Genomic DNA, 11,417 nt, shown 5'->3' with positions numbered 1-11,417 from the left:
CCAGTCGCTTCGACAGCCCGAGGACCGGCCGAGCCGACGCGCGCCGCGGAGGCCGACTCGACTCGACTGCTCGCTACGCCGCGGTCTCCGCCGTCGTCTCCCCCGCGTTGTCCGCCGTGAGCGGATGCACGGTGGCACCCTGAACGTCGACGGCGAGCATGAGTGCTCGCCACGGGGTATCAGAGTTGCTGGCCACGAGTTCGGCAGCCACCAGGCGCTGGCTCGGGTCGCTCGCCAACACCAGAATGGATGGTCCGGCACCGGACACGACGGCAGCGAAGCCGGCCGCGCGCAACAGGGTGATCAGCTTGTTCGTCTCCGGCATCGCCGCGGCACGGTAGCTCTGGTGCAGTTTGTCCTCGGTCGCGGCGAGCAGCAACTCCGGGCTCTGGATGAGCGCGGCGATCAGCAGTGCCGAACGCGACAGGTTGAATACGGCGTCTTCGTGCGGCACCGAGGTAGGTTGCAGGCTGCGCGCGAGCGCAGTGGACATCTCCTGCTCGGGCACAAAGACGAGCGGCTTGACGCCGCGGTGCACCATGAGTTTCTTGTGGCGCGGGCCTTCCGGCGTCGTCCACGCAATGGTCAGGCCACCGAACAGAGCGGGCGCCACGTTGTCGGGGTGCCCTTCCATCTCGGTGGCGAGCACAAGCAGCATCTCGGCGTCGATGTCGACGATGCCCTCGAGCAGGCCCTTGGCCGCCATGATGCCCGACACAATGGCAGCACCGGAGGAACCGAGGCCGCGCCCGTGCGGGATGACGTTGTGCGCGACGATGTCAAGCCCGGGCATAGCCTGGCCAACAGCGTTGAAGGTGTGGATGATGGCCCGTACGACGAGGTTGGTCTCGTCGGTGGGAACCAAACCGGCACCGACACCGTGCACCTCGACGAGCACGCCGGGTTCGCTCCGCACGGTCACCTCGAGCTGGTCGTACTTGGCCAACGCCAGACCGAGCGTGTCAAAGCCGGGGCCGAGGTTGGCCGTCGTAGCCGGAACCTGCACCGAGACAGCGCGGCCGATCAACGAGACAGGGCTGCTCATGCCTTGGCCAGGCCGAGCACGCTCGCGATTTCGGCGGTATCGATCGGAACAATTGTGGGCAACACATCGGAGCCGTCGGCGGTGCGGAGCGCCCACTGCGGGTCTTTCAAACCGTGTCCGGTGACCGTGATGACCACGGTCGCGCCCTTCGGAATGAATCCGGCTTCGGCACGCTCGAGCAGGCCGGCGACGCCGATAGCGGATGCCGGTTCCACGAAGATGCCGACCTCGGCCGAGAGAATGCGGTGGGCTTCGAGAATCTTCGCGTCGGTGATGGCGCCGAAGTAGCCGTCGCTCTGCTCACGGGCGTTCAGCGCGAGGTCCCACGATGCCGGGTTGCCGATGCGGATGGCGCTCGCGATGGTGTCGGGGTTCTCGACGCGGTGGCCAAGCACGATCGGGGCGCTACCCGAGGCCTGGAAGCCGAACATGCGCGGCAGCTTCGTGGTGGCGCCGCGGGCGACCTCTTCGCTGTAGCCGCGAAAGTACGCGGTGTAGTTGCCGGCGTTGCCGACCGGAACGAACTGAAAGTCGGGGGCGTCACCGAGTACTTCGACGACCTCGAAGGCTGCGGTCTTCTGGCCTTCGATGCGGTCGGGGTTGACCGAGTTGACCAGGTGCACCGGGTAGTTGGTGGCGAGATCGCGGGCGATGTCGAGGCAGTCATCGAAGTTGCCCTGCACCTGCAGCAGCTGGGCATTGTGCGCGACGGCCTGGCTGAGCTTGCCCATGGCGATCTTGCCTTCCGGCACGAGCACGGCGGCAGTGATGCCGGCGTGGGTGGCGTAGGCGGCAGCGGAGGCGCTGGTGTTGCCGGTCGAGGCGCAGATGACGGCTTTCGCACCGTCTTCCATGGCCTTGGAGATGGCCATGGTCATACCGCGGTCCTTGAACGACCCGGTCGGGTTCATTCCCTCAAACTTGATCCAGACCTTCGCGCCGGTGCGCGCGGAGAGCGCGGCGGCCGGAATGAGCGGCGTTCCACCCTCACCCAGGGTGATGATCGGGGTCGCGGCCGAGATGTTCAGTCGGTCGGAGTATTCGTTCAGCACGCCCCGCCACTGGCGGCTGACGATCGCCGCGGGGTTGGTCAGGCTGGCACTGGTCTCGCTTGGGCTAAACATCAGACTCCTTCAACTCTCAAAACGGATGCGACTTCGCTGACAACACTGTTGGTGGCCAGGTCCTGCACGGTGGCGGCGAGTGCGGCCTCCGTTGCGTCATGGGTCCCGATAACTAGGGTAGCCGTGGCCGAGCGCGCCGCACGACTCTTCGTTGCCATCACGGCCGGCGTCATGGACTGTTCCACGAGCGCCAGCGACACCTTGCGTTTGCTGAACACGCTCGCGATGGTCGCGAGCACGCCGGGCTCGTCGGTCACTTCGAGGGTCACGGCATAGCGGGTGGTGACCCGGCCGATGTCGAAAACGGGCAGTTCGGCGTAGCTCGACGCGGCCACTCCCGGCCCGCCGGCGACGTGACGCCGGGCGATCGAGACGACGTCGCCGAGAACGGCAGAGGCCGTCTCAACTCCCCCGGCGCCAGCGCCATAGAACATGAGGCTGCCGGCGGATTCCGCCTCGACGAAGACGGCGTTGTTGGCGCCGTGCACGGAGGCCAGCGGATGACTGCGCGGAACCATCGCCGGGTAGACCCGCGCCGACACCCCGTCGACCCCGTTTTCATCGGTGACGCGCTCGCAAATGGCCAGCAGCTTCACGACATAGCCGGCCTTGCGGGCTGATTCGATCTGCGCCGGCGTGACCTGCGTGATGCCCTCGCGATAAACGGATGCCAGCGGCACCGTCGTGTGGAACGCCAGACTCGCCAGAATGGCCGCCTTCTGCGCCGCGTCGAAGCCGCCGATGTCCGCGGTCGGATCGGCCTCTGCGTAACCGAGCGCGGTGGCCTCGGCCAGCGCGTCCTCGAGACTGGACCCTTCGGTATCCATCCGGTCGAGAATGAAGTTCGTGGTGCCGTTGACGATACCAAGGATGCGCTTCACCTGGTCGCCGGCGAGGCTTTCCCGCAGCGGACGCACGATGGGAATTGCCCCGGCGACGGCGGCCTCGTAGTTGATCTGGGCGCCGACCTGGTTCGCGGCGGCGAACAGCTCGGGTCCGTGGAGGGCGAGCAGCGCCTTGTTGGCGGTGACAACATCCGCTCCACTGCTGACCGCGAGCAGAATGTAGCTGCGGGCCGGCTCGATGCCGCCCATGAGTTCAATGACGATGTCAGCACCGAGAATGAGTTCTTCAGCGTTGGTTGTGAATAGTTCGCGCGGCAGGTCGACGGTGCGTTCCGCGTTCACATCGCGAACCGCGATGCCGACCAGTTCCAAGGTCGCGCCGACCCGGTTGGCAAGCTCAGGGCCCTGTTCGAGGAGCAGGCGGGCTACCTGGGCGCCGACGGATCCACCGCCGAGGAGGGCGACGCGGAGATTGCGGTATTCGATCTTCAAGATTCTCCTCCGTTGGTGGGCGGCATGGCCCCGGTGTCCCGCGCGAGCAGGTCGGCAATCGTTTCGCCGCGCACCAGAACACGCGCTGTGCCATTGCGCACAGCGACGACGGGCGCGCGGCCCTGATAGTTGTAGTTGTTGGACAGTGCCCAGCAGTAGGCGCCGGTGGCGGGCACGGCGAGCAGGCCGCCTGGGGTCACGTCCCCGGGCAGATAGTCAGCGTCGACGACGATGTCGCCGCTCTCGCAGTGTTTGCCGGCGATACGCACGAGCACCGGAGGTTCGGTCGACGTACGGTCGGCGAGGCGTACGGCATAGTCGGCGCCGTAGAGGGCGGGGCGCACGTTGTCGCTCATGCCGCCATCGACGCTGACATAGAGCCGCTGCGTACCCGAGACGTCGACGGCCTTGGTCGTGCCGACCCGGTACAGGCTCACGCCGGAGCGACCAATGATGACCCGGCCGGGTTCGAAAGCCACGACCGGCAGCGGGATGCCCAGCCGATCGCACTCGGCGGCGACGATGTCGGCCAGGGCTCGAGCGAGTTCGCGAATCGGAGTGGGTTCGTCGGCGCTCGTGTAGGCGATACCGAAGCCGCCGCCCAGGTTCAGCTCCGGCACCGGACCATCCGCCAGCAGGGCGGCGTGCAGCTCGAGCAGACGTGCGGCCGACTCGGCGAATCCGTCGGCGCCGAAGATCTGCGACCCGATATGGCAGTGCAGACCGACGAAATTGAGCGCCGGTTCAGCGCGAATCAGCGCGACCAGTCTGGGGGCGTCACTGAGCACGATGCCGAATTTCTGGTCTTCGTGCGAGGTGGCCAGAAAGTCGTGGGTGTGCGCGTGCACGCCGCTGTTCACGCGCAGACGCACGTTCTGCACGCGGCCGTTGCGGGCTGCCGCTTCGGCGACGCGGCCGATTTCGACCTCGCTGTCGATCACGATCGTGCCGACACCGACCCGGGTGGCCTCATCGAGTTCGGCCAGGGATTTGTTATTGCCGTGAAATCCGAGCCGGGCCGGGTCCGCGCCGCCGGCCAGCGCGACGGCGAGTTCGCCGCCGCTGCACACGTCGATGTTGAGGCCGGCGGCGGTCATCCAGCGCACGATCTCGGTGGAGAGAAAGGCTTTGCCGGCGTAGTACACCTTGGCGCTTGTGCCGATGCGTGCGAACTCGGTCTGGAACACGGCGAGCAGCTCGGCGGCGCGGGAGCGGGCATCCGTTTCGTCGATGACATAGAGAGGGGTGCCGAATTCGGCGGCGAGGGCCGTGGCACTCACTCCGCCGAGCACGAGCTCGCCGGTGCCGCTGCGAATGGTCGAGGTCGGCCAGAGTCCGGGGGCGAGCGCGTTGGCGTCGGCGGGAATGTGCAGCCAGTCGGGTGCCAGTGGGTTGGACGAGCCGTCCGAGGGATCAAGTGTCACGGGAAGTACCTCACGAGAGTCGAAGGGGAATCTCAGCGAGCGAACCCGGATTGGTCCCTGAAGCCGGAAAATGAGCCAGCCCGCGAATGGGGCGTGCCTGACTGGATTCTACCGCCGCAGGTGGCGAGGTTCGAATTAGCCGGAGCAGGTGCCGAGGGTGGTCAGCGACTGCCGGGTGAGCATAAGCGTGCTCGACTCCAGCGTAACGCGTGCCCGCTCGGGAGAAATGTCGACACCGTTCAGTTCGACGCCTTCGGGCAGGTACCCAGCGACGCAGACGCTGATGGGCGCCTGCTGGAGAATCAGATTGACCAGGGGTGTCGCATCGATGTCGCCGACGCCGCTTGTGACGGTAGCTTCGGTGGGCGCGATGTTCACTGTGTCACCGGCGGCGGTTGCCGTGGCGGTGGCGCTGTAGCCCACGTTGAACTCGAACAATTTCACCGTGCCGGTGTAGGTGACGACGCCGGCACCGAGGGCCATTACGGCATCAGCCGGAGCCGTGCCGGAGGCCTGAACCAGCTGGTTGAGCGCGGCCTGGTCCACGTCGAGGGTGGCGGTAAGCGAGCCGATGGCCTTGGCGGTGTTGGTCGACACATCACGAGCCACGACGTGAACGGATGCCGGCACGCCGTCTACCGTGAGGCTGGGTGCGGTCAGTTCCACCTGGTCGAAGCTGCCGGCGATGAACTGGGCGATCACCGAGGTGCCGCCGATGGTGACGGTGACGTCACCGGTCACCGAGGCGGGCATGCTCTTGGTGATTTCTTTCTCAGCGGTGTCCTGCGCGAAGGCGCGCAGCCCGCCATCTACCAGAAAGTAGGCGACGACGAGCAACACGGCGAGCACGCCCACGATGATCAGCGGAACGAGGCCACGACGTTTGGTTCTGGCCATGATCACATGCGCTCCGGGGCAGTGACGCCGAGCAGGCCGAGGCCGTTGCGAATCACCTGGCCGGTGGCGTCGTTGAGCCACAGGCGGGTACGGTGCAGGTCGGTGACCGGTTCGTCGCCGAGCGGAATGACCCGGCAGTTGTCGTACCAGCGGTGGTAGTAGCCGGCGACCTCTTCGATGTAGCGGGCCACGCGGTGCGGCTCGCGTAGTTCGGCGGCCTGGGCGACGATGCGCGGGTACTCCTGCAGCACGCCGAGCAGCGCGGATTCGCTGTCGTGCACGAGCAGCTCGGGGGCGAAGACAGTGCGTTCGACGCCGCTCGCGGTGGCATTGCGCGCCACCGCCGACGTACGGGCATGGGCGTATTGCACGTAGAAGACCGGGTTGTCGTTGGTGCGTTTGCCGAGCAGGTCGAGGTCGATGTCGAGCTGCGAGTCGCTGTTCGAGCGCACCAGCGCATACCGGCCGGCATCGACCCCGACCGCGTCGACGAGGTCGTCGAGGGTGACGATGGTGCCGGCGCGCTTCGACATGCGCACCGGTTCGCCGTCTTTGAGCAGGTTGACCATCTGGCCGATCAGAATCTGCAGGTTCACGCCCGGCTCGTCGCCGAAGGCTGAGACCATCGCCATCATGCGGCCGACATAACCGTGGTGGTCGGCGCCGAGCATGATCAGGCACTGGTCGAAACCACGCTCACGCTTGTCGAGGTAGTAGCCGAGGTCCCCCGAAATGTAGGCCGGTTCACCGTTGGAACGGATGATGACCCGGTCACGATCATCGCCGAAGGTGGTCGTGCGCAGCCAGATGGCGCCATCCGCTTCGAAGATGTGGCCCTGTTCGCGCAGGCGATCGATGGCACGGTTGACGGCGCCGGATTCGTGCAGGGAGTCTTCGTGAAAGTACACGTCGAAGTCCACGCCGAAGCCGTGCAGCTTCTCTTTGATCTCGGTGAACATGAGGTCGACGCCGATGGAGCGGAACACCTCCTGCTGTTCCTCGCGGGGCAGGGCCGCGACGTCGCCGTCGTACTTCGCGAGCACGTTGGCGGCGATGTCGCCGATGTAGGCTCCTCCGTAGCCATCTTCCGGGGTGGGCTCGCCGAGGTAGCTGGCCAGCACGCTGCGGGCGAAGCGGTCGATCTGCGAACCGTGGTCGTTGAAGTAGTACTCGCGGGTGACGTCGGCGCCCTCGGCCTTGAGCACGCGAGCGAGGCTGTCGCCGACGGCGGCCCAGCGCACACCGCCCATGTGGATCGGTCCGGTGGGGTTGGCCGAGACGAATTCGAGGTTGATCTTGAGACCGTCGTAGAGGTGACCGGTGCCGTAGGCGTCGCCGAGGGTCACGATGGTCTGCGCGAGTGCGCCGGCCGCCGCCGCTTCGAGGCGAATGTTGATGAAACCGGGGCCGGCGATTTCAACGGATGCCACATCCCTCAGCTGTTCGAGACCGGCAGCCAGTTCGGCGGCGATTTCTCGCGGCTTGGCGCCAAGGGGCTTGGCGATCTTGAGCGCGATGCTCGAGGCCCAGTCGCCGTGGTCGCGGTTGCGTGGGCGTTCGACAGCGACGTCGGCGAGGGTGAGTCCGAGGTCTACCCCAACAGTGTCAGCCTCACGTCGGCGCTCGCTGACGTCGAGAATGAGGTCAAACAGGGACTGGGAGAGTTCGGCAGGAGTCACCGGTCAATCGTACCGGCCCCTCCTGTTGGTAAGGTCAACGCGTGACTGATACACGCGTCTACCCCACTCTCGTTCGTTCCACTCGTGGCCGGGCGAGCGTCCTGCTCGCCGCTGGCACGCTGTTCGCCCTCGTTCTGACCGGGTGCAGTGGTGGCGCCGAGCCGAAGCCCACGGATTCTGCGACCGCAACGAGTGGGGCATCCGCTGACCCCACCGAGAGCGCTGCGCCGTCATCGTCTCCGACGCCGGAAGCGACCGGATCCGCGATCACGCAGACCTGTGGCGACCTGCTCACCCTGCAGGATGTCTACGATTTCAACCCCAACTATGGCACCGCTCCCGACTACTCGCCGAGTGCCGGCAGTCTGGGCGAGACCGCCGCAACATACAACGGCCTGACCTGCGGCTGGTCAAACCAGACCAGCGGCGAGCTCATCGAGATCTCGGTCGTGGCCCCCAACGATGTGCTGATGACCACGCTCAAGCATCAAGCGGATGCCGATAGCCAGGCCGTTCCCAGCTACGGCACCCCGCCGGCTGTGGACGGCTTCTTCACCTATGCCGGTGGCGTCGGTCAAGCACAGGTCTTCACGGAAAAGTACTGGGTCACTCTCAGCACCGCCGCGTTCTTCGAGCCCGGCGATGCCGAGCCCCTCATCTCGACGGTGCTCTCGCACCTCGGCTAGCAGATTTTGTCGGCTGGCCCGTGGTGGGTCTTGGCAGCCGGGGCATGATGCTAACCTTGAACCACCCTGGCCCCCATAGCTCAGGGGATAGAGCACTGCCCTCCGGAGGCAGGGGCGGCAGTTCGAATCTGCCTGGGGGCACACTTGTAAAATCCGCGTAATCACGCGGATCTGGATCTTTTTGGCGCTGGTGCAGATGTCGGGATTTCATCGTTTGCCCACATTTTGCCCACATTCATTTTAACAATGACCTGATTCAGCGCTGCTGCAACGCTGTCTCAGTCCGCGTCGAAGAGGTCACTGTAGGTGAACCGTTACCCGCGCTATGCGCTTCGACCGACTTGGCCAAGGCTGCAACTTGAGCGTGCGAAAAAAACCGCTTCTGCGACTTGGAGATTTTGGGCAGTTTGAGGCGTTGAGCAGGACTGGCTGCGAGGCGACCATTATCGACGCGAGCTGCAAGGCGCCGGAAAGCACGTTGACGATCTTTCGGACCGATGCCGGTTCTTGTTTAACACTGAGTCCGCTCGCCCACTGCTGGATTTGAAGCCGCTCGAGGTCTCCCAAGGCGATGCGCCCCAGCTCGGGAACAATGTGATTGCGAATCGCGCCGTTTACGCGATCAAGAGTGGATGAGCGCAGGTCCGAGCGGCTGGCCAGCATACCTGCGCACCCGCCGTCGGACTAGGTTGGAGAACGCATCGATCTAAAAAGGCTTTGAGGCCGAGGAGTGTTGAGAGGGAGCCGCGTGTCCACCTACATCAGCATTGCCGTTCTGCTCGCAGTCGCGCTGCTGACAGTCGGCGGCCTCTACCTGGTGGCGCGGTACACCGCGGTGGCCCCCGACCCACTTGAACGGTTGCCGTTCCTTTCCGGCTGGGAGCCGGAGGAACATGCTCTGTCCCGCTACCACGCCAGGTGGTACCCGTTGACCCTGCTTTTTCTGGCCTTTGACGTGGAGATGCTCTTCATGTATCCCTGGGCGCTGGTCGTCGCAAAAGACGGAATCGGCGCCGTCGTGGAGATGTTCGTCTTTCTCGGTGTGCTCATGGTCGGTGTCGTCTGGGCCTGGCGAGAGGGTGCGCTGCGGTGGGTCTAAGAAGCAGCATGACGGGACACGCCACCCGCAGAGTGCACGTGCTGGTGCTGGAAGTTCCCGGCTGGGGCGAGACCCGAATGCGCGTAGAGGCGGAGCTAGCCCGTCGGGGCTGGGCGCCGGCGACATCCCCAGCGGATGCCGACGTTCTGCTGGTCTGCGGGGAACCTGGACAGGAACTCGAGTCCGTGTGCGCTCGCCTCTGGTCACAGCTTCCCGGTCCACGGGTACGCGCGGCGGTGATCACCGCAAGCGATGTTGCCTCGACTCTCGAGCGTGCCGTGGGTGAGCTCCTCGATGACGCCAGACAGCAGAGCGATGCGCGAACCCGCTCGCGCCAGCCGGCAGAAGCACACGCCGAGCACGCGGCGCCTGGTGGCAGCGGCGAATCGACCGACCATGACATGGACATGGACATGGACATGGATATGGATATGGATATGGACATGCCCATGCCGGGAGGGATTCCTCTCGCGAATGGCGCACCCGATCGCGACGGCCTCGAGATGGATGTGCTTCACGTTCCTCTTGGCCCGGTACTCCCCCACTGGCCGGCCGGGCTCGTTGTGCGTTGCGTGCTCCAAGGTGATGTGATCGTCAGCGCCAAGGCAGAAATCCTTCCCGCGGCCGCGCAATCGAGTCGTGACGGCCGTGTCGCGGGTGACAGCCTCCGGTTGGCGGACAACGAACGACGACGGGCGATCATTCGCCGTTCTGATGCTGCGGCGTCGGTGCTTGCTTTGGCCGGGTGGTCGTTCGCGGCAGGCCGCGCCCGAAGGATTCGCGACGCCGTGGCGTCGGGCACGGCACTGCTCGACGTGGCCGCCGACCTCGACAAGCTTGCGCAGAGCGTCGGCCGCTCCTGGACTCTGCGTTGGACGCTAAAAGGCATCACGGTCGGTGACACACTCGTCTACGCGGAAGACGGGATGGGGCAGAGCGGATCCGAGACGGTACGAGGCCGCCTCATCGGCTGGCTCGACGAGACGCGACGCATTGCCCGAGACGACACGGCTGAAGGAGCGTGCGGGCTACAGGACACCTTGTCGTTGCAGCGCAGCTGGCTGAGCGAGATCCCGCGGCTGCTCAACGGCACGGATATCGCAACTGCGCGGCTCATCATTGCCGCTCTGGCAATCGAGACGACCCCCGTCACTCAGACTCCACAGTCGCGCGCATGAGTGACAAAGCATGATTGACATCGTCGAGGTGAATCCTGTCTGGGCTCTGTTGGCTCCGGCCTTACTCGGCGTTCTCGCCCTGGCCGGAGCCGCGCTCAATGGGATCCTCGTCTCGCGCGCCGAGGGCCGGTCGTTCCGTTCGGGAGCAGCCATCCCGGTGTTCGAGATCGCCCGTCTGATGCGCCAGCGACGTCGCACGACCGTCGCGGCCGATGTTCTCCTCTGGCGCATCGGCTGCGCCGGCCTCGTGGTGATCGCGGTGCTGAAGACCGCGGTAATCCCGATGGGTCCGTGGGTTCTGGCCGATATACCGGTCGGGGTTGTCTGGTTCAACACAATGGACGTTCTGGTGTGGGCGCTGGTGTGGCTGATCGGCTGGGGTGCCAACAGCGCCCACTCGCTGGTGGGCGGCTACCGGTTTCTCGCACAGGCCGTCTCCTATGAGTTGCCGCTGATGTTCGCACTGGTCACCCCCGCCGTCGCAGCGCATAGCCTGCGCGTGAGCGATGTAGTTGCCGCGCAACAGGAGCTGTGGTTCATCGTCTGGATGCCCATCGCCTTCGTCGTCTTCTGCCTAAGCGTCGTCGCCTTTTCCAACTGGGGCCCTTTTGCGACATCCGCGAGCGGTGACATCGCGGGCGGGATCCTGACCGAAGTATCCGGCGTGGACCGCCTGCTGATTCTCGCGGGACGCTATGCGCTGCTCACGACAGGCGCAGCGTTCGCCGTTGCCCTCTTTCTCGGCGGTGGGGCCGGTCCGCTGCTGCCGAGTTGGCTGTGGACGCTCGTGAAAACCCTGCTGGTGCTTGCGGCGTTCGTCACCCTGCGGCATCGTATGCCGGCAGTGCGTCCCGAACGCCTCGCTGAAGTCGCCTGGATAGTCGTGTTGCCGGCGGTATTGCTGCAGACGCTCGTTGTCTCCATCGTCGTCGCGGTGAGGGGCTGAGG

General features: G+C 65.5%; 11 protein-coding genes and 1 tRNA gene. 5 read left to right on the top strand and 7 right to left on the bottom strand.

Going from position 1 to position 11,417, the window contains the following annotated elements; genetic code table 11:
- Nucleotides 1-73: 73 nt before the first annotated feature.
- From thrB to argS, 6 genes are all read right to left on the bottom strand, one after another.
- Complete coding sequence (gene thrB / locus E3T35_RS15475) at nt 74-1,045, bottom strand: homoserine kinase (RefSeq protein WP_134345964.1); 972 nt, start codon at nt 1,043-1,045, stop codon at nt 74-76.
- Nucleotides 1,042-2,169: a threonine synthase gene (gene thrC / locus E3T35_RS15470; protein ID WP_134345962.1), complete on the bottom strand. Its 1,128-nt coding sequence runs from the start codon at nt 2,167-2,169 to the stop codon at nt 1,042-1,044. The genes thrB and thrC overlap by 4 nt, the downstream gene beginning before the upstream one ends.
- On the bottom strand, nt 2,169-3,506 hold the full coding sequence (locus tag E3T35_RS15465) for a homoserine dehydrogenase (RefSeq protein WP_241988886.1): 1,338 nt from the start codon (nt 3,504-3,506) through the stop codon (nt 2,169-2,171). Before E3T35_RS15465 ends, thrC begins: the two co-directional genes overlap by 1 nt.
- Nucleotides 3,503-4,930, bottom strand: a complete 1,428-nt coding sequence (lysA, locus tag E3T35_RS15460) for a diaminopimelate decarboxylase (RefSeq protein ID WP_134379982.1) — start codon at nt 4,928-4,930, stop codon at nt 3,503-3,505. Before lysA ends, E3T35_RS15465 begins: the two co-directional genes overlap by 4 nt.
- Before the next feature lie 135 nt (nt 4,931-5,065).
- Complete coding sequence (locus E3T35_RS15455) at nt 5,066-5,827, bottom strand: DUF2993 domain-containing protein (RefSeq protein ID WP_134345958.1); 762 nt, start codon at nt 5,825-5,827, stop codon at nt 5,066-5,068.
- A gap of 2 nt (nt 5,828-5,829) precedes the next feature.
- Nucleotides 5,830-7,506, bottom strand: coding sequence for an arginine--tRNA ligase (gene argS / locus E3T35_RS15450; protein ID WP_134379980.1), 1,677 nt, complete (start codon nt 7,504-7,506; stop codon nt 5,830-5,832).
- 41 nt (nt 7,507-7,547) lie between these two features.
- Here argS and E3T35_RS15445 point away from each other — a divergent pair, with 41 nt between their 5' ends.
- Together E3T35_RS15445 and E3T35_RS15440 are read left to right on the top strand one after the other, a co-directional pair.
- Nucleotides 7,548-8,192 carry an iron ABC transporter ATP-binding protein gene (locus tag E3T35_RS15445; protein WP_134345954.1) on the top strand — a complete coding sequence of 215 codons (645 nt, stop codon included), beginning with the start codon at nt 7,548-7,550 and terminating at the stop codon, nt 8,190-8,192.
- 69 nt (nt 8,193-8,261) lie between these two features.
- A tRNA-Arg gene (locus E3T35_RS15440) sits at nt 8,262-8,333 on the top strand.
- 156 nt (nt 8,334-8,489) lie between these two features.
- Here E3T35_RS15440 and E3T35_RS15435 read toward each other — a convergent pair.
- A complete protein-coding gene (locus tag E3T35_RS15435) occupies nt 8,490-8,855 on the bottom strand; it encodes an N-terminal phage integrase SAM-like domain-containing protein (RefSeq protein WP_134345953.1) in 366 nt (121 codons plus the stop codon).
- A gap of 85 nt (nt 8,856-8,940) precedes the next feature.
- Here E3T35_RS15435 and E3T35_RS15430 point away from each other — a divergent pair, with 85 nt between their 5' ends.
- From E3T35_RS15430 to E3T35_RS15420, 3 genes are all read left to right on the top strand, one after another.
- Nucleotides 8,941-9,291 (top strand): NADH-quinone oxidoreductase subunit A, encoded by a 351-nt coding sequence (locus E3T35_RS15430; RefSeq protein ID WP_104195617.1) that lies wholly within the window; start codon nt 8,941-8,943, stop codon nt 9,289-9,291.
- Nucleotides 9,292-9,569: 278 nt separating this feature from the next.
- Nucleotides 9,570-10,469 carry a hypothetical protein gene (locus E3T35_RS15425; protein WP_134379978.1) on the top strand — a complete coding sequence of 300 codons (900 nt, stop codon included), beginning with the start codon at nt 9,570-9,572 and terminating at the stop codon, nt 10,467-10,469.
- Between the two features lie 10 nt (nt 10,470-10,479).
- A complete protein-coding gene (locus tag E3T35_RS15420) occupies nt 10,480-11,415 on the top strand; it encodes a complex I subunit 1 family protein (protein ID WP_134345949.1) in 936 nt (311 codons plus the stop codon).
- Nucleotides 11,416-11,417: the final 2 nt, after the last annotated feature.

It is taken from the genome of Cryobacterium sp. TMT1-2-2 (assembly GCF_004403505.1).
In the GTDB taxonomy this organism is placed as follows: Bacteria; Actinomycetota; Actinomycetes; order Actinomycetales; family Microbacteriaceae; genus Cryobacterium; species Cryobacterium flavum.
The sequence above is the reverse complement of the archived record's forward strand: the minus strand, read 5'-3'. Positions and strand labels throughout refer to the sequence as shown.